This window comes from Paracoccus sp. NIOT.M2S5SZ12 (assembly GCF_057748165.1).
The window spans coordinates 34,796-54,612 of the sequence record NZ_JBYLFR010000014.1 but is presented as its reverse complement, the minus strand read 5'-3'; the positions used below and the strand labels follow the sequence as shown (position 1 = coordinate 54,612).

General features: G+C 71.9%; 18 protein-coding genes. 3 read left to right on the top strand and 15 right to left on the bottom strand.

Annotated elements, in window-relative coordinates; translation table 11 throughout:
• The first annotated feature begins 12 nt into the window (after positions 1–12).
• Entirely contained in the window at positions 13–843 is an 831-nt protein-coding gene (locus AC2SGK_RS13290; RefSeq protein ID WP_488323990.1) for a RibD family protein, read from the top strand.
• Here AC2SGK_RS13290 and AC2SGK_RS13285 read toward each other — a convergent pair.
• Both AC2SGK_RS13285 and AC2SGK_RS13280 read right to left on the bottom strand, forming a co-directional pair.
• The gene (locus tag AC2SGK_RS13285; protein ID WP_488323989.1) at positions 827–1,972 is read right to left on the bottom strand and encodes a CaiB/BaiF CoA transferase family protein; all 1,146 of its coding nucleotides are present in this window, start codon (positions 1,970–1,972) and stop codon (positions 827–829) included. The two genes, AC2SGK_RS13290 and AC2SGK_RS13285, sit on opposite strands and share 17 nt — an antisense overlap.
• Positions 1,965–3,173 (bottom strand): acyl-CoA dehydrogenase, encoded by a 1,209-nt coding sequence (locus AC2SGK_RS13280; protein WP_488323988.1) that lies wholly within the window; start codon positions 3,171–3,173, stop codon positions 1,965–1,967. Before AC2SGK_RS13280 ends, AC2SGK_RS13285 begins: the two co-directional genes overlap by 8 nt.
• Positions 3,174–3,278: 105 nt before the next feature.
• Here AC2SGK_RS13280 and AC2SGK_RS13275 point away from each other — a divergent pair, with 105 nt between their 5' ends.
• Positions 3,279–4,166, top strand: a complete 888-nt coding sequence (locus AC2SGK_RS13275; protein ID WP_488323987.1) for a LysR substrate-binding domain-containing protein — start codon at positions 3,279–3,281, stop codon at positions 4,164–4,166.
• 3 nt (positions 4,167–4,169) lie between these two features.
• Here AC2SGK_RS13275 and AC2SGK_RS13270 read toward each other — a convergent pair whose 3' ends face one another.
• The 12 genes from AC2SGK_RS13270 to gmk form a co-directional block, all read right to left on the bottom strand.
• On the bottom strand, positions 4,170–6,803 hold the full coding sequence (locus tag AC2SGK_RS13270) for an AAA family ATPase (protein ID WP_488323986.1): 2,634 nt from the start codon (positions 6,801–6,803) through the stop codon (positions 4,170–4,172).
• On the bottom strand, positions 6,800–7,912 hold the full coding sequence (locus AC2SGK_RS13265) for a metallophosphoesterase family protein (protein WP_488323985.1): 1,113 nt from the start codon (positions 7,910–7,912) through the stop codon (positions 6,800–6,802). The genes AC2SGK_RS13270 and AC2SGK_RS13265 overlap by 4 nt, the downstream gene beginning before the upstream one ends.
• Positions 7,913–7,990: 78 nt before the next feature.
• Positions 7,991–8,428: a DUF2141 domain-containing protein gene (locus AC2SGK_RS13260; RefSeq protein WP_488323984.1), complete on the bottom strand. Its 438-nt coding sequence runs from the start codon at positions 8,426–8,428 to the stop codon at positions 7,991–7,993.
• 140 nt (positions 8,429–8,568) lie between these two features.
• Entirely contained in the window at positions 8,569–8,892 is a 324-nt protein-coding gene (locus AC2SGK_RS13255; protein WP_488323983.1) for a 2Fe-2S iron-sulfur cluster-binding protein, read from the bottom strand.
• Positions 8,893–8,994: 102 nt separating this feature from the next.
• Positions 8,995–10,410 (bottom strand): Do family serine endopeptidase, encoded by a 1,416-nt coding sequence (locus AC2SGK_RS13250; protein WP_488324024.1) that lies wholly within the window; start codon positions 10,408–10,410, stop codon positions 8,995–8,997.
• A 354-nt stretch (positions 10,411–10,764) separates the two neighbouring features.
• Positions 10,765–12,000, bottom strand: coding sequence for a protease modulator HflC (gene hflC, locus AC2SGK_RS13245; RefSeq protein WP_488323982.1), 1,236 nt, complete (start codon positions 11,998–12,000; stop codon positions 10,765–10,767).
• Positions 12,000–13,286 carry an FtsH protease activity modulator HflK gene (hflK, locus tag AC2SGK_RS13240; RefSeq protein WP_488323981.1) on the bottom strand — a complete coding sequence of 429 codons (1,287 nt, stop codon included), beginning with the start codon at positions 13,284–13,286 and terminating at the stop codon, positions 12,000–12,002. The genes hflC and hflK overlap by 1 nt, the downstream gene beginning before the upstream one ends.
• Before the next feature lie 115 nt (positions 13,287–13,401).
• Positions 13,402–14,781, bottom strand: a complete 1,380-nt coding sequence (gene gorA, locus AC2SGK_RS13235; protein WP_488323980.1) for a glutathione-disulfide reductase — start codon at positions 14,779–14,781, stop codon at positions 13,402–13,404.
• Between the two features lies 1 nt (position 14,782).
• Positions 14,783–15,535, bottom strand: a complete 753-nt coding sequence (gene rpiA, locus AC2SGK_RS13230; protein WP_488323979.1) for a ribose-5-phosphate isomerase RpiA — start codon at positions 15,533–15,535, stop codon at positions 14,783–14,785.
• 68 nt (positions 15,536–15,603) lie between these two features.
• A complete protein-coding gene (locus AC2SGK_RS13225; RefSeq protein ID WP_488323978.1) occupies positions 15,604–16,710 on the bottom strand; it encodes an ATP-binding protein in 1,107 nt (368 codons plus the stop codon).
• 4 nt (positions 16,711–16,714) lie between these two features.
• Positions 16,715–17,239 (bottom strand): gamma carbonic anhydrase family protein, encoded by a 525-nt coding sequence (locus tag AC2SGK_RS13220; protein WP_488323977.1) that lies wholly within the window; start codon positions 17,237–17,239, stop codon positions 16,715–16,717.
• The gene (gmk, locus tag AC2SGK_RS13215) at positions 17,236–17,871 is read right to left on the bottom strand and encodes a guanylate kinase (protein WP_488324023.1); all 636 of its coding nucleotides are present in this window, start codon (positions 17,869–17,871) and stop codon (positions 17,236–17,238) included. Before gmk ends, AC2SGK_RS13220 begins: the two co-directional genes overlap by 4 nt.
• Before the next feature lie 231 nt (positions 17,872–18,102).
• Between gmk and AC2SGK_RS13210 the strand changes: the two genes are divergently transcribed.
• Entirely contained in the window at positions 18,103–18,846 is a 744-nt protein-coding gene (locus AC2SGK_RS13210) for a PAS domain-containing protein (protein WP_488323976.1), read from the top strand.
• Here AC2SGK_RS13210 and AC2SGK_RS13205 read toward each other — a convergent pair.
• Positions 18,843–19,817, bottom strand: coding sequence for a GNAT family N-acetyltransferase (locus tag AC2SGK_RS13205; protein ID WP_488323975.1), 975 nt, complete (start codon positions 19,815–19,817; stop codon positions 18,843–18,845). The genes AC2SGK_RS13210 and AC2SGK_RS13205 overlap by 4 nt on opposite strands.

Below are 19,817 nucleotides of genomic sequence, written 5' to 3'. Positions count from 1 at the left end.
GGAGGACTGCCCATGCACGCCGTCGATGTCACCCCTCGGGTCTGGGAGCGGCTTCTGTCCGTCCGGTCAGGCCAGGCCTGCGCCTGCTGCGGGCGCTTCACACCCGGCGAACGGGCGGCGCTGGACCTCTATGCCCCGGTCGCGCGGCGCGATCTGGGGCCGGTCACCATCGCCCAGGTCGGCCAGTCGCTGGACGGGCGCGTGGCCACCGCCACGGGCGACGCGCGCGACGTGTCCGGCCCCGAGGGTCTGGCCCATCTGCACCGCCTGCGCGCACTCGTCGACGGGGTAGTCATCGGGGTCAGGACTGCGCTGCACGATCAGCCGCGCCTGACGGTGCGGCTTTGCAGCGGCCACAACCCTGCGCGCATCGTCATCGACCCGCGCGGGCGGCTGCCGGACGATGCGCTGGTCCTGAGCGCTGACGGGACGCGGCGGATCGTCGTGACCGGGGTCAGCCGCCCCCGCGCGCCGGGCATCGAGGTGCTGCGCCTGCCCGCCCCCGACGGCCGCCTGCACCCCGCCGCCGTGCTGGACGGGCTGCGCGAGATGGGCCTGGGGTCGCTGCTGATCGAGGGCGGCGGCATCACCATCACCGGCTTCCTAGAGGCGGGACTGCTGGACCGGCTTCAGGTCTCCATCGCGCCGCTGATCATCGGGTCGGGGCCGCAGGGCCTGACCAGCCTGTCGCCGGTGGACAAGCTGAAGGACGCGCTGCGCCCCGAGACGCGGGTCTTCGGTCTTGGCAGCGATATCGTCTTCGACTGCGCGATGGGCGATCTGGCGGCGCGGGCGGTGCTGCCCCTGCACGAGGCCCCGCCGCTGGTCACCGCCGCCAGCTGAAGCTGCCCTCGCCCAGGGTCGGGGCCGCGCCCGGCGCGACGGTCGGGCTGCGGGACAGGGTGATCGGCGTGCGCAGCCCGGCGATGCCCTCGGGCGCCACGACCATGCCGCGCGCCTGCACCTGCGGATCGGACAACGCCTCGGAGACGCGGTTGATCGGCCCGGCCGGCACCCCGGCCGCGGTCAGCGCCGCGATCAGGTCGGCGCGGTCATGCCCGGCGGTGGCTTCCGCCAGCGTCGCGCACAGCGCCTCGCGCCCCGCCACCCGCTGCGCATTGGTGGCCATCCTCGGGTCCTCCGCCAGCGCGGGCAGGTCCAGCGCCAGGCACAGCGCGCGGAACTGCCGGTCATTCCCGCAGGCGACGATCAGATGGCCGTCGCGGGCCGGAAAGACCTGATAGGGCACGATGTTCGGATGCGCATTACCCAACCGCGCAGGCTCCACGCCCCCCAGAAGATGGTTCGCGGCCTGATTGGCCAGCACCCCCACCGCGCAGTCGAACAGCGCCAGATCGACCTGCTGCCCCTGCCCCGACCGCGCCCGTTCCGCCAACGCCGCCTGGATGCCGATCACGCCATAGAGGCCGGTGAAAATGTCGATCCAGGCCACGCCGACCTTCTGCGGATCGCCCGCAGGATCGCCCGTCAGTTCCATGATGCCGCCCATGCCCTGGATCATGAAGTCATATCCCGGCTGGCTGGCCCGCGGCCCGGTCTGACCGAAGCCCGTGACCGAGGCATAGACCAGCCCCGGATTGCGCGCCGAGAGCGTCTCGTAATCCAGCCCGAACCGCGCCAGACCGCCCGCCTTGAAATTCTCGATCACCACATCGGCGCCGTCGATCAGCGCGCGCAGACGCGCGAGATCCTCCGCATCGTTGAAGTCGCAGGTGACGCTGGTCTTGCCGCGGTTCGTCGCGTGGAAATAGGCGGCGACCGTCTCCACCGTGCCGTCGGCGCGGGGGCGGTCGATGAAGGGCGGGCCCCATCGGCGGGTGTCGTCGCCTTCGGGGGCCTCGACCTTGATGACCTCGGCGCCCAGATCGGCCAGGGTCTGGCCGATCCAGGGACCGGCCAGGATGCGCGCCAGTTCGACGACGCGCAGACCAGAGAGCGGGCCTTCAGGCAAAGGCCTGAAGCCCCGTCTGCGCGCGGCCCAGGATCAGGGCATGGACGTCATGCGTGCCCTCATAGGTGTTCACCGTCTCCAGGTTCTGGGCGTGGCGCATGACGTGATATTCGGCCTGGATGCCGTTGCCGCCATGCATGTCCCGCGACATCCGCGCGATATCCAGCGCCTTGCCGCAATTGTTGCGCTTGATGATCGAGATCATCTCGGGCGCGAAGCGGCCCTGATCCATCAGGCGACCGACGCGCAAGGACGCCTGCAGGCCCAGGGCGATCTCGGTCTGCATGTCGGCCAGCTTCTTCTGGAACAGCTGCGTCGCGGCCAGGGGGCGGTTGAACTGCTTGCGGTCCATGCCATAGCGATGCGCGCGGAACCAGCAATCCTCGGCCGCCCCCATCACGCCCCAGCTGATGCCGTAACGCGCGCGGTTCAGACAGCCGAAGGGACCGGACATGCCGCTGACATTGGGCAGCAGCGCGTCCTCGGACACCTCGACGTTCTCCATGACGATCTCGCCGGTGATGGATGCGCGCAAGCTCAGCTTGCCGCCGATCTTCGGCGCCGACAGCCCCTTCATGCCCTTCTCCAGGACGAAACCGCGGATCTTGCCGCCATGCGCCTCGGACTTGGCCCAGACCACGAAGACATCCGCGATCGGGCTGTTCGAGATCCACATCTTGGACCCGTTCAGCACATAGCCGCCCTCGGTTTTCGTGGCGCGGGTCTTCATGCCGGCGGGGTCGGACCCGGCATCGGGTTCGGTCAGGCCGAAACAGCCGATCCATTCACCCGATGCCAGCTTGGGCAGATATTTCATCCGCTGCGCCTCGGAGCCATAGGCATGGATCGGGAACATCACCAGGCTGGACTGCACCGACATCATCGACCGGTATCCGCTGTCGATCCGCTCGACCTCGCGGGCGACCAAGCCATAGGCGACATAGCCCGCGCCTACCCCGCCATATTCCTCGGGGATGGTCACGCCCAGCAACCCGCTGGCCCCCATCTCGCGGAAGATCTCGGGGTCAGTCTGCTCGGACAGATAGGCGTCGGTGACGCGCGGGGCCAGCTTGTCGGCGGCGAAGGAGGCGGCGGTGTCGCGGATCATCCGCTCATCCTCCTCCAGCTGGTCGTCCAGCAGAAAGGGGTCCTCCCAGGCAAAGGCCGTGCCCTTGTGATCGACGGTGGTCTTGTCCAGCATGGCATCATTCCTGCATCAGGTGACTGTTGCGCACAGCCTATCCCAATGCAGGCGGCATGAAAAACGCTGTTTCCTCATGCGTTCATGCATTCTATGAATGACCCCATGCGTCAACGCCGGTTCCTGCCCAGCCTGTCCCAACTGATCGCCTTCGAGGCGGTGATGCGGCACGCCTCGGTCACCGCCGCCGCGGACGAGCTGCACCTGACCCAAAGCACCGTCAGCCGCCTGATCGCCGCGCTGGAGCGGCAGCTGGGCAAGGCGCTGTTCATCCGCGACCGCAAGCGCCTGACCCCCACCCCCGAGGCCGTGACCTATGCCGCGTCCGTCACCCAGGGGCTGGACCTGATCCAGCGCGCCAGCATGGGGCTGATCGCCAATCCGGGCGGAGGGGTGCTGTCGCTGTCGGTGCTGCCGACCTTCGCCACGCGGTGGCTGGCGCCCCGGATCGGGCAGTTCCTGGCGGACAATCCCGGCATCTCGATCAACCTCTCGACCAAGATCCAGCGCTTCAGCTTTGCCGGAGAAGCCTTTGACGCGGTGATCTTCTTCGGGCAGCCCGACTGGCCGGACGCGCATCACCTGCGGCTGTTCGACGAACGGCTGACGGCCTGCGCATCGGCTGATTTCCTGGCCCGCCACCCGATCGCCGCGCCCGCCGACATGGCCGGCCTGCCCATGCTGCAGCTGGAGACGCGGCCCTCGGGCTGGGCGGCCTGGTTCGCGGCCCAGGGCGGCACGCCGCCTGCGGTGTCGGGCATGGTGATGGACCAGTTCTCGATGATGATCCAGGCGGCCATCGCCGGGCTGGGCGTGGCGCTGCTGCCCAGCTATCTGGCCCAGCCCGAGATCGACGAGGGCCGCCTGCATCCCATCCTGCGCGCGGGCGTGCCGGGCGAGGGCGCCTATTGGCTGGCCTGGCCCGACCGGCGGCAGGACGATCCGGCCTTCGCACGCTTTCGCACCTGGATCGCCGGTCAGGTCGCGCCCTGAGGCTCAGGCAGGCTCTATCCGCATCCGCGCCCGATGCCCGCCCAGGGAGGCGAAGGCCCGCTGGCGGCAGGTCAGGATCAGCACCTGCTGATCGGCGGCGATGCGGTGCAGGGCGGTGAACATCGCCTCGATCCGCTCGTCATCGGTATGGACCAGCGCATCGTCCAGGATCACAGGCACGGCCCGACCCGCCTGCGCGAACAGCCGCGCAAAGGCCAGTCGCGTCAGGATCGCCACCTGTTCGCGCGTGCCGCCCGACAGGATGTCCAGCGGCTCGGCCTGACCGTCGCGCGTCAGCGCCTGCGGCAGCAGCGTGCCGTCGTCGATCTGCAGGCCCGCACCCGGATGCAGGATCGACAGCAGGGGCTGCAGCTCGCGCAGGACCGGGCGGAAATAGGCGTCCCGCTGACGGGTCCGCGCCTGTTCCAGCGCGTCGCGCAGCCGGGTCAGCGCGGCCACCTCCGCCTCATAGCGCGCGGCGCGGGCCTCGGTGGCGGCGCGCTGGCCGGCCAGATCCTCCAGCGTCTCCTCCAGCCCCTCCTCGGCCAGGGTGGCGATGCGGCTGTCCAGGCCCGCGCGCTCCTGCGACAGGTCGCTCTGCTCCTTGCGGGCCTGCTCGACCACGCTGGTCGCGCGGGTCAGGGCGGCGCGGGCGGTCTCCAGGTCGGGGGCGGTCTCGGCCAGACGGCGATGCGCGACCTCGGCCTCGGCCAGGCGGGCCTCCTGCGCGGGGCGCGCGTCGCTCAGCGCCGCCAGACGCGCGGCCAGCGCCTCGGGCGCGCCGGCCTGCGCCTCGGCCGCCTCCAGCGTGCGGGCGGCGGCACGACGCTCGGCCTCGGCCGCGGCGCGGGCCTCCCCGGCCTGGGCGGCGGCCTGCCCGGCCACCGTGGCGCGGGCCTGCGCCTCGGCTTCGGCCGCCTCGGCGCGGGCCAGTTCCGGCTCCAGCAGGGCGGGGTCCTCGGCCTCGGACGGGGCATTGCCCGCCTCGGCCTCGGCGCGGGCCAGGGCGTCGCGCAGCGCCTCCAGCCCCTCGGGCGCCAGGTCGGCCAGCGCCTGCGCGCCCTGCCGCAGCGCCTCGTCCAGCCGGTCGGCCCGCTGCAGCAGACCCCGCGCCGCCATCAGCTCGGCCGCACCGCAGGCGGCCAGCGCCTGATCCAGCGCCCGCCGCGCCGCCGCCATCTCCGCCGCCAGCGCCCCGCCCTGCCCCGAGCCGGGGTCAATGACCAGCGCCCCGAAGCCCGGCAGCACCAGCCGCAGCCGTTCCAGCACCGTCCGCGCGCCGGGCGGCAGCGCGGTTCCATCGGGCAGCAGCGCGGGCGGGCCGTCAGGGTCGGCCTCGATGCTGACCGCCTGCGCCTCGGCCCGCGCCACCAGGCGGTCCAGCGCGGTCTGGGCCCGCTCCGCCTCGGCCAGCGCCTTGGGCGTCACCGACAGCTGCCCCCGCTGCGCACGGTCGCCGCGCAGCCGCGCCTCGATCTCCTGCGCGCGGTCCAGCGCGCGGGCCAGATCCGCCGCCCGCTGCCGCGCGCCGCGCGCCAGACGCGCCCTCTGCGCCGCGGCCATCCGGTCGCGCAGGGCGCGCAGCGCCTGGCCCGCGGCCAGGACCGCCGCCCCCGTCTCGGCCTCGCGAGCGGCCAACAGCGCCGCCCGATCGCGGGCGGTCTCGGCCGCCGCCGTGGCCGTGGCCAGCGCCGCAGACGCCTGCGCGACGCGTTCCGACAGCTGACGGGCATCCTCCCATTCGCGCGTCGCGGCCTGCAGCGCCATCCGCGCGACCTCGCAGTCGCGCGCCGCATGGGTCAGCCGGTCGGCATGGGCCAGGGCCGCGTCATGCGCCTGCCGCACCCGATCCAGCGCGGCGGTCCGCGCGGCCACTGCATCGGGCGCCCCAAGCGCCGCCAGCGCCGACAGGACCTGCGCGCGGCGGGCCAGATCGCCGCTCAGCCGCTGCGCGCGCTCGCGCAGCGCGGTCTCCTGATCGGCCAGGGCCTTCGCCTCGTCCACGGCGCGCTTCCACTCGCCGCCCGCGCGCGGGCGCCCCGTATCGGTGGCCAGCCGCGCGATCTCGGTGCGGACCCGGTCCAGCACGGCGTCCATGCGCCGCCCCCCGGTCATCATCTCGATCTCTCCGGCGACCGAGGACAGCAGGTCGCGCCGTGCCGCCAGCCCATCCTCGCGCTGACGGCGCTGATCGGCGCCCGCCCCCTCCGGCTCCAGCCCCAGAACGCCCTGCCGCACCCAGAGGAGGCCCGACGGACCCGCCAGACCGCCCACCATCAGCCGGTCGATCCAGGCCTCGGCCTCGTCCTCCTGCGCGATCAGCCGGCCCTGGCCATCCGTCACGCTGGCCTGCGGGCGCGACAGGAACCGCTTGCGCAGCAGGAAATTGCCCCGCGGCAGTTCGATCCCGACCGCGATCTCAGGCGCGCCGCCGGCATGGGGCTGCAGCGCGCGGACCGGCGCGCGGCTGCTGCGATGGCGTTCGAAGAACAGCGCGTGCAGCGCGTCGAAGAAGGTGGACTTGCCGCTCTCGTTCGGCTCGCAGAGCACGGTCACCCCGTCGCCCAGCCCGTCCAGAACGGCGCGCTGCCCGGCAAAGCGGCGGATGTTGGTCAGCTCGATCCGGCGCAGCCTCATGCCCGGACCTCCTGCGCCAGCGCATAGAGCCGCGACAGCGCGGCGGCGGCGATGTCGCGGTCCGATTGCGCCAGACGCGGGTCCTGCGTCTCGGCCATCAGCGCCTCGGCCGCCTCGCGCAGCGCGCCCGCCCGGTCGATCAGGTCCAGATCGTCGGGCCGCGCCTCGACCTCCAGCGCGGACAGATCCGCCGCGAACCAGCCGTGATCGGGCGCGACCGCGCCCAGCGCGGCCTCCAGCGCGGCGCGTTCGGCCAGGGTCACGCGACCCCGCGCGGTCAGGCTGACCAGATGGTCGCGCGCCCGCGCGGCGGGCAGCACCCGCGCCAGCGTGGCGTCGATGTCCTCTCCGGGCAGCAGGTCCAGCTGCGGGCTCAGCCAGCGGAACCGGCCCACCGGCACGGGGCGCACCTCCGCCTCGCCCGCCAGCGTGACCAGCAGCGCGCCGGCCGGGCCGTCATGCTTGAAGCTGTCGGCCTCGGGCACGCCCGAATACCAGGTGCGCGCCCCGATGCGGCGCTGGCCGTGCCAGTCGCCCAAGGCCAGATAGTTCAGCCCCGACCGCTGCGCCCGGTCGGGCGGGATGATGCCGCTGCGCCCCTCGCCCTCGTCGAAATCGGTGACGGGACCGTGGCCCAGCCCGATGCGGCGCGCGCCTTCAGGCGTCGGGGCATCCATCGCCTGCGTCAGGTCGCGCCCGGCGCGGCGCTGCGTGCAGGGCGCGGGCAGCAGCCAGACATCGGGGGCCAGCGCGCGCGGCGCATCGTCCAGCACGGGGACCAGGTTCGCGGGGCCATCGCTGCCGATCCGGCGCCACAACTCGGATGCGGCCAGGCTGTCATGGTTGCCAGGCAGCATGATCCAGGTGATGTCGGACTCGTCCGCCATGGCGCGCAGGGCCTGGCGCAGCATCTCGGGCGCGGGGGTCTCGGCGTCGAAGCTGTCGCCGGCCAGCAGGACCACCGTCGCGCCTCCCTCGCGCGCGGCCTGCGCCAGCCCGGCGATGGCGGCGTGGCGCGCCTCGCGCAGGCGGTTGCGGATCGCTTCGGGATAGCCGCCGAAGGGCTTGCCCAGATGCAGGTCGGAGGAATGCAGGAAGCGGAATGTCATGAACGAAAGGCCCTTGCGGTGAATTCGCGGCCCCGTTCCGGAACGATCGGTCCAAGGCGCGCACGCGCCCCGATCCTGTCACGGCACCAGCGTGATCCGCAAGCGCAGCGGCTCGGCCCCCAGGTCGAAGGCGGCCTCTTCGAAGCGGGGCGCGCGCAGGCGCGGCGCCTCGACGACCGAGATGCCCCACCGCTCCGTGGGCATGCCCAAGGCGTTTGTGTCCAGGCGGCCATTGCCGTTCGCGTCATGCAGAACCGCCACGGCGTAGCGGCCCGGAGGCACCCCGTCGAACCGGCAGATGGCCTGCCCGCCCGATGGCGTCACGGCGTCATGGGCGACGCCCGCGCCCTGCGGAAAGGATGCCGCGTCCGCGTGCAGGGCGCAGGCCACGCGACCGTCATCTCCGGTCAGACCCGGCACGATGACCTCGATCCCGGTGGCTGGGGGTTCCTGCGCCCGGAGCGGGACGCTCAGCGCCAGAACCGCCATCGCACTCCACCAGGGAAATCGCCGCATGCCCGCCTCCGCCCGTCGCCGTGCAGACCGGACCATGAAACGGGACGCGGAACAAGCCGCCCCGACCGCCCAAGGCCGGCGGTTCAACCGAAGTTGAGCCGCGCGTGAGCGACGGGCGGCCGGTCAGATCTGGCCGCCTGTCAGATCTGGCGTTCGGGCAGTTCGACGACCAGGCCGTCCAGCGCCTCGGTCACCTTGAGCTGGCAGGTCAGGCGCGAGCGTTCCGGATCGGGTTTCCACGCGAAGTCCAGCATGTCCTGTTCCATCGGATCGACGGGGGGCAGCTTTTCGACCCATTCCGGCGCGACATAGACATGGCAGGTCGAACAGGCGCATGCGCCGCCGCAATCGGCGTCGATGCCGGGCACGCCATTGTCGCGCGCCCCCTCCATCACGGTCATGCCGGGGCGGACCTCGACCTCGTGGCGGGTGCCGTTGTGTTCGATATAGGTAATCTTCGCCATCTGCTCGTTCCCTTGTGGTTGACCCGAGTTAGGGGATCGGCACCGATTTGAAAAGGGGCGGCCCCGAAGGACCGCCCCCTGTCCGCGGACGGGACGCGGCGCCTACTCGGCCGGTTCGGCCTCGCCCAGGGGCAGCGCCACGAACAGCGGCTCTCCGCCGCGCCGGATCAGCATCAGGACCGACTGGCGGCCGGCCTCGCGGGCCTCGTCGATGCGGGCGGTCAGGTCGGCCAGGCTGGTCACGGCCTGCTGGTTGACATCGGTGATGATGTCACCCGCGGCCAGGCCCTTCTCGGCCGCCGGACCCTCGGCATCGACGCCGGTGATGACCAGACCAGTCGCGTCGCGCGGCCCGCCCAGCTCGGCCGCCATCTCGGGCGTCAGCACGGTGACGGACATGCCCAACACGTCGCTCTCGGTCGGCTCGTCGGGCGTCGCTTCGGTGCCGCCGCCCTGCGCCGTCTCGCGGCGGCCGAGGGTCACGTCCAGCGTCAGCTCGTCGCCATCGCGCATGATCACGACCTGCGCGGTCTCGCCCGCGGGGGCCTCGGCCACGCGGCGCACCAGCCCGCGGGTGTCCTCGACCGGGGTGCCGGCAAAGCTGGTGATCACGTCGCCGGTCTGCAGACCCGCGTCGCGGGCCGGGCCTTCGGGCACGTCGGTGACCATCGCGCCGCCCTCGACCGACAGGCCCATGGCCTCGGACATCTCGGGCGTCACGTCCTGGATCATCACGCCCAGCCAACCGCGACGGGTCTCACCGAATTCCTGAAGCTGGTCAACGACTTGCGACACGACATTCGACGCCATCGAGAAGCCGATGCCGATCGAGCCGCCGTTCGGTGACAGGATCGCCGTGTTCACGCCGATGACCTCGCCCTGCAGGTTGAACAGCGGGCCGCCGGAGTTGCCGCGGTTGATCGCCGCGTCGGTCTGCAGATAGTCGTCATAGGTGCCCGACAGCTCGCGGTTGCGCGCCGAGACGATGCCCGAGCTGGCCGAGAAGCCCTGCCCCAAAGGGTTGCCCAAGGCCAGGACCCAGTCCCCCACCCGCGCCGTGTCGCTGTCGCCGAACTGCACAAAGGGGATCGCCTCGTCGCTCTCGACCTTCAGGAGCGCCACGTCGGTGTTGGGATCGGTGCCCACCACCTCGGCGGGCAGCGTCTCGCCGGAATAGAACTCGACCTCGATCTGGTCGGCGCCCTCGATGACGTGGTTGTTGGTGACGATGAACCCGTCGGCCGAGATCACGAAGCCCGAGCCGAGCGCGTTCGAACGCTGCTGCGGGCCGGGGCGCGGCATGCCCTCGGGGCCGCCCGGACCGCCGGGCATGCCCGGAAAGCCGAACTCGCGGAACAGGTCCGAGAAGGGGCTGCCCTCGGGGAAGGCCGGCCCGCCCGTGGGCTGGGACACGACCGAGGTGGTCGTGATGTTCACGACCGCGGGCGACACCTTCTGCGCCAGATCGGCGAAGCTGCCCGGCATCACCTGCGAGGGTGCCTGGGCGGCCTGGTCCATGCCCAGGGGCTGGTTGGCGTCGGCGGCCTCCTGCGCCTCCTGCGCGACCTCGGGGGGCAGGTCGTCATTGGCGGGCTGGGTGACCTGCTGCGCGCCGGCCGCGCCCAGACCCACGGCAAGCGCCAGCGCCGAGGCGGTCAGGATGGGCCGAGGGAAAAGCGGTTTCATGCGTGATGTCCTCATCTCTCGATGGCGGCGCCCTGGCAGGGATGCCCCGCGTCGCCTCATGGATATGACTGCAATCTAGTGTCGCGTTGCAAATAAACCACGCTCTCGCGTCGTGAACTGATCGTGATTTTCGTTGCAGACCCGCTCACGGAAACGGGCGGAGGTCGCCCCCCGCCCGTGCCTGGATCAATTTGCCGGTGCCTGGGCCGGGTCCTGGGCTGGCTCCTGGGCCGGTGCCTGGGCGGGCTCATCCGCCGGAACCGGCTCCGCCGCGGGGGCGGGTTCCGACGCGGGGGCCTCGCCCTCGATCGCGGCCTCAGGGGCCACGATCTCGGATTCCTCCTGCGGCGGGGTGGCCAGGTTCTCGGGCACCGGGGTCAGCTCGATCCCGGCCGATTCGCCCAGGCGGTTGCCGTCGCGGTCGGTGACCTCGGGGGTGACCAGCGCCTCGCCCTCCTCCTGGGCGGCGGGATCGGCGTTCAGGCCAAGCCGTTCGGCCGAGGTGCCCGGCGGCACCGGGGTCGAGGCCGGGTTCGCGTTCTCGGCGCCATCGCTCGACAGATAGGTGAAGAACTCGCTGTCGGGCTGCATCACCATCGAGCTGTTCCCCCCCTGCAGCGCCCGCTGATACGAGGTCAGCGACCGGGTGAAGGCGAAGAATTCGGGGTCGCGGCCATAGGCGTCGGCATAGATCGCGTTGCGCTGCGCGTCGGCCTCGCCTCGGATGATCTCGGACCGGCGGGTCGCCTCCGAGGTCAGCTCGACCACGGTGCGGTCGGCGGCCGCGCGGACGCGCTGCGCGGCCTCGTTGCCGCGCGCGACCTCGTCGGCGGCCTCGCGGGCGCGCTCGGCCCGCATCCGGGCATAGGTCGCGTTCAGGTTCTGCTCGGGCAGGTCGGTGCGGGTCAGGCGCACGTCGATGATCTCGATGCCCAGGCCCTGCGAATTGGCGCGCGCCTCGTCGCGGATCTGGTTCATCAGGTTCGTCCGGTCATCCGACAGGACCGAGGTCGAGGGCACCGTGCCCAGGATGTCGCGGATCGCGTTGATGACGATCGGCTCCAGCCGCTGCTGCGCGCCCTGCACGCCCTGGATGCCCACCGCCTGCCGGAAGCGCACCGGATCGGTGATGCGCCAGCGCGCGAAGGCATCGACCACCAGGCGGCGGTCGTCCAGGGGCGTGACCTCCAGCGGGCTGGTCGGCAGCCCCAGGATGCGCCCGTCATAGCGCACGACATTGTCGATGAAGGGCAGCTTGAAGTTCAGGCCCGGCGTGTCCTGCACGTCCACGACCCGACCCAGACGCAGCACCAGCGCCTTCTCCCGCTCATCCACGATGAACAGCGAGGATGCGGCCAGCACGGCCACGACCACGAGGCCCGGAACGGCCAGCGCCGTCAGGATGTTCTTGCGCGCGGCCATCAGTTCGTCCCTCCGCCGGTCATGGTGGTCCCTGCGGCGCCGGTCTGGCCGCCGCCCTGCGGCTGCTGCGCTGTGGGCTGTGCCGCGCCGGCCTGCGGGGTCGCGCCCTGCTGTCCGGTGCCGCGCAGCTGGTCCAGCGGCAGATAGGGGACGACCCCCGATCCGCCCTCGCCGCCGATGCCCTCGCCGATGATGATCTTGTTCACGCGGCCCAGAACCTGCTCCATCGTCTCCAGATACATCCGGCGGCGGGTCACGTCGGGGGCGTTCACGTATTCCTCGTAGATCGAGTTGAAGCGCGCGGCCTCACCGGCGGCGGTGTTCACCGCCTCGGCGCGATAGGCCTCGGCCTGCTCCAGGATTTGCGCGGCCTGACCGCGGGCGGCGGCCAGTTCGCGGTTGGCATAGGCGTCGGCCTCGCTCTGCAGGCGGTCGCGCTCCTGCTGGGCGGCCTGCACCTCGCGGAAGGCGTCGATGACCTCCTCGGGCGGGTCGGCGCGGTCCAGGTTGACGCGGATCACGTTGATGCCCGACTGATAGCTGTCCAACGTGCTCTGGATCGCGGCCTGCAGGTCGGTGCCGATCACGCCGCGGTCGCGGTTCAGGATCGGGGCCAGCTCGCTCCTCGCGATGATGTCGCGCATCGCGGCCTCCGAGACGGCGCGGATCGTGTCGGCCGGATCGGCCAGGTTGAACAGGTACATCTGCGGATCGCGGATGTTCCAGACGACCTGGTATTCCATGTTCACGATGTTCTGGTCGCGCGTCAGCATCAGGCCGCTGTCCATCGGTCCGGCCTGGCCGGTGCCGATCTCGGTCACGCGTTCGTTGGTGACGGGCACGACCTCGGCGGTGACGAAGGGCCAGGGGGCGAAGTTCAGACCCTCGGTGCCCACGGCGACGGCGCGGCCGAACAGGAACTCGACCGACTGCTCGTTGGTCTGCACGCGGTAGAAGCTGGCGAAGGCCCAGAGACCCACCGCCGCCAGACCCGCGATCATCAGCGTCGAGCGGTTCAGCCCGAAATTCGGCCCGAGCGGCGGCCGACCGCCCGTTCCCGGCCCGCCCGGACCGCCGCGCCCGCCCATCAGGACGCGCAGGCGTTCCTGGCCCTTCTTCATCAGATCCTCGATCTCGGGGCGCTGCGGATCGCCGTTCGGACGGCGCGGGCCGCCGGGGGGCGGCTGCTCTCCCCAGGGGCGACCGGCAGGCTTCTTGTCACGATCCCCGTCATCCCGGCCGCCGTTTCCGCCGCCGCCTCCGCCCCAGGGGCCCTGATTTGCCATCCGCTCGACCTTCTTTCGTAAGAATTTCCGTTGGTTGAAAACTGGCGCGCGGGGCCGAAATGTCAACCCTGCACCCCCGCGATTGGCGCGACCCAAGGCCGCGCCCACGGCATTGTCAGACGGCCGGGCCGTCGTGGCGCCGCGCGGGTTGGCGCATGGTCACCAGCTCCTCGGCGGCGGTCGGGTGGACGGCCACGGTCGCGTCGAACTGCGCCTTGGTCGCGCCCATGGTGATGGCGATGGCGGCCAGCTGGATCATCTCGCCCGCCTCGGGACCGAAGATGTGGCAGCCCAGCACGCGGTCGTCGGCCGGATCGACCAGCAGCTTCATCATCACCTTGGCGTCGCTGCCCGCGAACATCGACCGCATCGGCCGGAAGGTCGTGGCAAAGACATCGACCGGGCCGCGCGCGCGGGCCTCCTCCTCGGTCAGGCCGATACTGGCCAGCTCGTGCGGGCGCAGATAGACGGCGCTGGCGACCAGCCCATGATCGACCGTCCGGGGGCGCGCGCCGAAGACCGTGTCGGCAAAGGCATGTCCCTCGCGGATCGCGACCGGGGTCAGGTTCACGCGGTCGGTCACGTCGCCCACCGCAAAGATCGACGGCACGCAGGTCTGCGACCATTCGTCGACCTCGATCGCGCCGTTGGGCCTCACGCGGACCTCGGTCGTCTCGAGGCCCAGGCCTTTGGTATAGGGATCGCGCCCGGTCGCCATCAGCACCGCGTCGAAGCGGTCCTCGGACCCGTCGTCGAAGCGCACGCGGATGCCGTCGCCGTCCCGTTCCAACGCCGCAGGCGTCAGGCCCAGGCGCAGATCGACCCCCACCGCGCCCAGCTGCAGCGTCGCCAGGTCGCGCGCCTCGCGGTCGAAACCGCGCAGCACCGCGTCGCCGCGATAGGCCTGCACCGTGTCCACGCCCAGCCCCGCCAGGATGGTGGCGAATTCGCAGGCGATGAAGCCCCCGCCCACCAGCAGCACCCGCCCCGGCAGGCGCTCCATCAGGAACAGGTCGTCCGACACCATCGCCAGCTCCTCTCCGGGGATGCCGATGGGGGCGGGGCGGCCGCCGGTCGCGATCAGGATGTGGCGCGCGGTCTTGGTGGTGCCATCGGCCAGCCGGACCCGGTGATGGCCGTCCAGCATGGCGCGCTGGTCGTGGATCTCGACGCCCGCGCGGGTCAGGCCGGCGCGATAGATTAGCTCCAGCCGGGTCAGCTCGGCATCCAGCTTCTCGCGGAACACCTCCCAGTCGAAGGCGCCGGCCTGCGCGTCGCACCAGCCGTATCCGCGCATCTCGTCGGCCATCAGCCCGGCCTGCGAGGCGAAGATCATCAGCTTCTTGGGCACGCAGCCGCGGATGACGCAGGTGCCGCCCATGCGGCTCTCCTCGGCAAGGCCCACCTTGGCGCCATGCTCTCCGGCCGCGATCCGGGCCGCGCGGACGCCGCCCGAACCGCCGCCGATGACGAACAGGTCATAGTCGAACTCCACGTCAGTCCCCTTCCTGCGCCAGCATGTCGGCATCGATGTCGTCGCGCGCCAGCTCGACCACGCTGCCATCCTCGCGGCCGATGATGGCCAGGTCGCACATGCCCAGGAACAGCCCATGCTCGACCACGCCCGGAATGCCCGACAGGGCGCGGGCCAGCGCGGCGGGGTCGGGGATCTGCTCCAGGTGCAGGTCCAGGATCAGATTGCCCTCATCGGTGATGACGGGGTCGCTGCCCTTCAGGCGCTGCAGCACGTCGCGCTCGCCCAGATCCAGCGCCGCCAGCGCGCGGCGGATCAGGGTGCGGGTGGTCTCGAAGCCGAATTCCAGCACCTCGACCGGCAGGGGAAAGGCGCCCAGCACCTCGACCACCTTGGCGGGATCGGCGATCACCACCATGCGGTCGCTGGCGGCGGCCACGATCTTCTCGCGCAGATGCGCGGCGCCGCCGCCCTTGATCAGGTGCAGATGCGGATCGACTTCGTCGGCGCCGTCGATGGTCATGTCCAGCCAGCCGATGCCGTCCAAGCTCTCGATGCGCAGGCCCAGGCTCTCGGCCAACTCGGCGGTGGCCTTCGACGTCGCCGCGCAGCGCAGCGACAGCCCCTCGGCCGCGACGCGCTCGGCCAGCACGCGCACCATGACGCTGGCGGTCGAGCCGGTGCCCAGGCCCAGCCTCATGCCGTCCTCGACCAGCGCGACCGCGGCCTTGGCGGCGGCCAGCTTGGCCGGATCGACCTGCGGTGATTGCGACATGATGATGTTCCCCTGACTGTCCGTTCGCCCGCTTATAGGCCATGCGGCGGCCAAGGGCGAGAGGGGCCTCAGCCGCGCCCCGTCCCCTCGGGCAGGATCACGGTGAAGCGGCTGCCCTGCCCCACCCGGCTCTCGATCCGCAGCCGACCGCGATGGCGGTTGACGATGTGCTTGACGATGGCCAGCCCCAGCCCGGTGCCCCCCTGCGCGCGCGAGCGGTGCGTGTCCACGCGGTAGAAGCGCTCGGTCAGGCGGGGCAGGTGCTGCTCCTCGATGCCCTCGCCGCGATCCTCGATGGCCACCGCCCAGGCCGGACCGCGCAGCAGCGGCTCATGCGGGATGCGCGTCAGCGTGACGCGCAGCACGCCGCCCGACCCGCCGTATTTCAGCGCGTTCTCGATCAGGTTCTGGAACACCTGCGTCAGCTGGTCGCCGTCGCCCCGCAGGCGCAGATCGACCTCCAGCCCCTCGGTTGCGACGGTGACGCCCGCCGCCTCGGCGCGCGGGGCCAGCATGGCCAGCGTGCCGCGCAGCAGCCCCGGCAGATCGACCCGCCCCGACGGGCGCGTGCGCTCCTCGGCCTGCACCCGGCTCAGCGACAGCAGTTCGCTGATCAGGCGGTTCATGCGCCCCGCCTCGCGCTCCATGATGTCCAGGAAGCGGTCGCGTGCGCGGGCGTCGTCGCGGGCCGGGCCGCGCAGCGTCTCGATGAAGCCGGTCAGCGCGGTCAGCGGCGTCTTCAGCTCGTGGCTGACATTGGCCACGAAGTCGCGACGCATCTGCTCGGCCTCCTCGGCCACGCTGCGGTCCAGGACGGCGATGGTCGCGCCGCGGCCCAGGGGCGCGGGCAAGGGCGCCACGGTCACCTCGGCCAGGATCTCGCGCCCGTCGGCCGCGCAGGTCGCGCGCAGCGTCGCCACCCCGTCGGGCGGTTGGGGCAGCGCCGGATCGGGCGCGGGGGCGGGCGTGCCCTCGGGGTCCAGCACCCAGTCCACGGCCTGCACGATGGCCGGATGGCGCAGCACGGTGACGAAGGGACGCCCCGCCAGGTCGGGACCGAACAGCGCCAGCGCCAGCGGGTTCGCGGCGATCACGCGGGCGGCGCGGTCCACCGCCAGCATCGGCACCGGGATGCCATCCAGAAACCCCTCGACCCGGCGCTGGCCCGCGCTCATCGGCTCAGCCTGCCGCGGGGGCAAGGCCCGCCCGGAACCGCGCCGCATTGGCCCGGTATCGCGCGGCCGAGGCGCGCAGACCCTCCCGCGCCTCATCGTCCAGCTGCCGCACCACGCGGCCCGGCGCGCCCATGACCAGCGCGCCGTCGGGGATCACCTTGCCCTCCGGGATCAGCGCCCCCGCCCCGATCAGCGCGCCCGCGCCGATCACCGCGCCGTTCAGCACCGTGGCCCCCATGCCGATCAGCGCCCCGTCCCCGATCCGGCAGCCATGCAGGATCGCGCGGTGGCCGATGGTGCAATCCGCGCCGATGATCAGCGGATGGCCCGGATCGGTATGCAGCACGCAGAGGTCCTGGACGTTGCTGCCCTGCCCCACCGCGATCATCTCGGTATCGCCGCGCAGCACCGCCCCGAACCAGACCGAGACCCCGGCCGCCAGCGTCACGCGCCCCATCAGCCGCGCGTCGGGCGCGACCCAAGCCTGGGGGTCGATCTGCGGGGCGATGCCGTCCAGCGCCCAGATCACGCCGTCTCCTCCGCCATCAGCGCGCGGACGAAGCCGCCCAGGCCCGCCTGCCGGTCCCGGCGCAGGCGTTCGGCGGTCAGGATGGCGCGCATCGCGGCCTCGGTCCGGTCCAGGTCGTCATTGACCAGGACGTAGTCGTATTCGGCCCAGTGGCTGATCTCGGACCGGCTCTTCTGCATGCGGCCGGCGATGACCGCGTCGCTGTCCTGCCCGCGCCCGCGCAGGCGCCGCTCCAGCTCCGGCAGCGAGGGGGGCAGCACGAAGATCGACACGACATGCGCGCCAAGGGCCGATGCCCGGATCTGCTGGCCGCCCTGCCAATCCACGTCGAACAGCGTGTCGCGCCCGGCCAGCATGGCCTGTTCGACCGGCCCGCGCGGGCTGCCGTAGAGATTGCCGAAGACCTCGGCATGTTCCAGCATCTGCCCCTCGGCGACCATGCGCAGGAAGGCCTCGCGGGTGGTGAAGTGATAGTCGACCCCGTCCACCTCTCCGGGCCGCGGCGCGCGGGTGGTGGCCGAGACCGAGAAGCGCAGGCTGCCGTCCCACTCCATCAGCCGCCGGGCCAGCGTCGATTTTCCGGCCCCGGAGGGCGAGGACAGAATGACCATCAGGCCCGTGCGGTCGATCATCAAGGCGGCGTTCCCGGCATTGTGCGTCATGCCCTCGGGGATGCAACGCCGGGCCGCCTTGGTCAAGACCCGCGCAACCCGCGCATCTTAACCATCCGTTCATAAATTCACTGTCCGAATGCCCCGTTCAGGCGTTAGGATGGGGCATGCGAACAGAGTGACCGGCCCTGGCCGGATGATGGTGAAAGGTTGACCGTGTCGGACCGGACTGACGGATCAGACATCCCCCCGATGTCGACGCCCCGCGAGGATCGGGACCGCGTCGTGCAGCTGCGCGATTACGAGGCCTGCAAGCCCGATCGCATCCTGCGAGAGATGCGTGAATACTGGGACGGGCTGCGTCGCGGGCGCGCCATTCCGGCCCGCTCGGACGTGGACCCGCGCGGCATCGCGCGCACGCTGGACTACGCCTTCATCCTGGAGCGCATCGCGCCCGGCGCGGGGCGGATGCGTCTGGCGGGGCGGCACCTGATCGACCTGATGGGCATGGAGGTGCGCGGCATGCCGATCTGCGCCTTCCTGAACACCAGCTCGCGCGGGCGGTTCTCGGACGTGCTGGAGAGCGTGTTCAAGGCCCCGCAGATCGCGCGGCTGACGCTGAACGGCAAGGCCGATTACGCCCGCCCGCAGCTGTCGGCGCAGATGCTGCTGCTGCCGCTGCGATCGGACCTTGGGGACGTGACGCGCGCCCTGGGCTGCCTGGTGGCCGAGGGCGACACCGGCATCGCGCCGCGCCGCTTCGACATCGTGACCGACGAGGTCATGCCGATCATCGACGGGGGCACGACGCTGGCGCCCTCGCCCTCGGCCATCGGCTTTGCCGAGGGCATGGCCGAGTTCGGGCCGCGCGGCAGGCCCGCCCCCACCCCGCCGCGCCCGGCAACCCCGCATCGCGGCTTTTCCCAAGCCGAGACGCCCGAGGAACGCCGGGCGCTGTTCCGGGTGATCCAGCCGCTGTCGGACCCGGAGGCCTAGCCCAGCAGGCCGGGCGTCCAGCGATACTGCGCCGCCCGCGCCGGGCCGTCGCGGCCCAGGGTCGGCAGGTCGGCATCCTCCAGACGGCGAAAGCCGAGGTTCTTCAGGATCTTGCGCGACGGCGCGTTGTCCAGGAACACGTCCGCCAGCATCTGCGGCGGATCGAACCGCGCGACCAGTTCGGCAAAGACCGCCGCGACCATCTCCTGTCCCAGCCCCTGCCCGGCATGGTCCGGGTCCAGGAAATAGCTGATCCGCGGCACCGGCCCCTCCAGCAGCGCGACCGATCCGATCGCCCGCCCGTCGCGCCGCACCGCCAGCCGCATCGCGGCCTGCGACAGCAGGGGCGCGACCTCCTGCGGCGTCATGTCGGGGCGATAGCGTTGCAGCATCCGCGCCACGTTGGGTCGCGTGACGATGGCATGCAGCGCGGGCAGGTCCGACGGGGCCATGGGTTCGATGCGCAGGCGCGGCGTGTCCAGCGCGATGGCGTGGCGGCGGTGGAAGGTGGCGCGGTCCAGGACCAGCCGGTCGGCCTCGACCTCGGCCCCCAGGGGGCGCGAGGTCAGGACGGCCCGGCCCTGCGGCACGAAGCCCAGCCGGTCCAGCAGCCGGGCCGAGCGGTGGTTGCCCAGCAGGCAATGCGCCTGCACCGTCTCGGCCCCCGACCGGAACAGGCGCGACAGGGCCAGAACGCCCGCGCGCCGGCCGATGCCCTGCCCCTGCCGGTCGGGCGCGATCCAGATGCCGAACTGCCGGCCCGCCTCGACCATGCCGACCAGGCGGCCGCCCTGCCGGATCGCGTGCTCCTCCAGCCGCGCGACGGCGATGAAGTCGCGCGCATCCTGCGGCCCGTAGGGCCAGGGCAGCGTGGTCAGCCAGCGCACGACCTCCCAATCCGCCAGCGCCGCCGCCATGTCCTCGGCATCCTCGGGCCAGGGTCGCGTCAGCAGGACGGGCGGGGGCGTCAT

What these genes read in the sequence shown, in the direction of transcription:
- AC2SGK_RS13290 (WP_488323990.1), top strand. Translation starts at nt 13, where the DNA reads ATGCACGCCGTCGATGTCACCCCTCGGGTCTGGGAGCGGCTTCTGTCC.
- AC2SGK_RS13280 (WP_488323988.1), bottom strand. Translation starts at nt 3,173, where the DNA reads ATGCTGGACAAGACCACCGTCGATCACAAGGGCACGGCCTTTGCCTGG.
- AC2SGK_RS13275 (WP_488323987.1), top strand. Translation starts at nt 3,279, where the DNA reads ATGCGTCAACGCCGGTTCCTGCCCAGCCTGTCCCAACTGATCGCCTTC.
- AC2SGK_RS13270 (WP_488323986.1), bottom strand. Translation starts at nt 6,803, where the DNA reads ATGAGGCTGCGCCGGATCGAGCTGACCAACATCCGCCGCTTTGCCGGG.
- AC2SGK_RS13265 (WP_488323985.1), bottom strand. Translation starts at nt 7,912, where the DNA reads ATGACATTCCGCTTCCTGCATTCCTCCGACCTGCATCTGGGCAAGCCC.
- AC2SGK_RS13260 (WP_488323984.1), bottom strand. Translation starts at nt 8,428, where the DNA reads ATGCGGCGATTTCCCTGGTGGAGTGCGATGGCGGTTCTGGCGCTGAGC.
- AC2SGK_RS13255 (WP_488323983.1), bottom strand. Translation starts at nt 8,892, where the DNA reads ATGGCGAAGATTACCTATATCGAACACAACGGCACCCGCCACGAGGTC.
- AC2SGK_RS13250 (WP_488324024.1), bottom strand. Translation starts at nt 10,410, where the DNA reads ATGGACCAGGCCGCCCAGGCACCCTCGCAGGTGATGCCGGGCAGCTTC.
- hflC (WP_488323982.1), bottom strand. Translation starts at nt 12,000, where the DNA reads ATGGCCGCGCGCAAGAACATCCTGACGGCGCTGGCCGTTCCGGGCCTC.
- hflK (WP_488323981.1), bottom strand. Translation starts at nt 13,286, where the DNA reads ATGGCAAATCAGGGCCCCTGGGGCGGAGGCGGCGGCGGAAACGGCGGC.
- rpiA (WP_488323979.1), bottom strand. Translation starts at nt 15,535, where the DNA reads ATGTCGCAATCACCGCAGGTCGATCCGGCCAAGCTGGCCGCCGCCAAG.
- AC2SGK_RS13225 (WP_488323978.1), bottom strand. Translation starts at nt 16,710, where the DNA reads ATGAGCGCGGGCCAGCGCCGGGTCGAGGGGTTTCTGGATGGCATCCCG.
- gmk (WP_488324023.1), bottom strand. Translation starts at nt 17,871, where the DNA reads ATGATCGACCGCACGGGCCTGATGGTCATTCTGTCCTCGCCCTCCGGG.
- AC2SGK_RS13210 (WP_488323976.1), top strand. Translation starts at nt 18,103, where the DNA reads ATGTCGACGCCCCGCGAGGATCGGGACCGCGTCGTGCAGCTGCGCGAT.
- AC2SGK_RS13205 (WP_488323975.1), bottom strand. Translation starts at nt 19,817, where the DNA reads ATGACGCCCCCGCCCGTCCTGCTGACGCGACCCTGGCCCGAGGATGCC.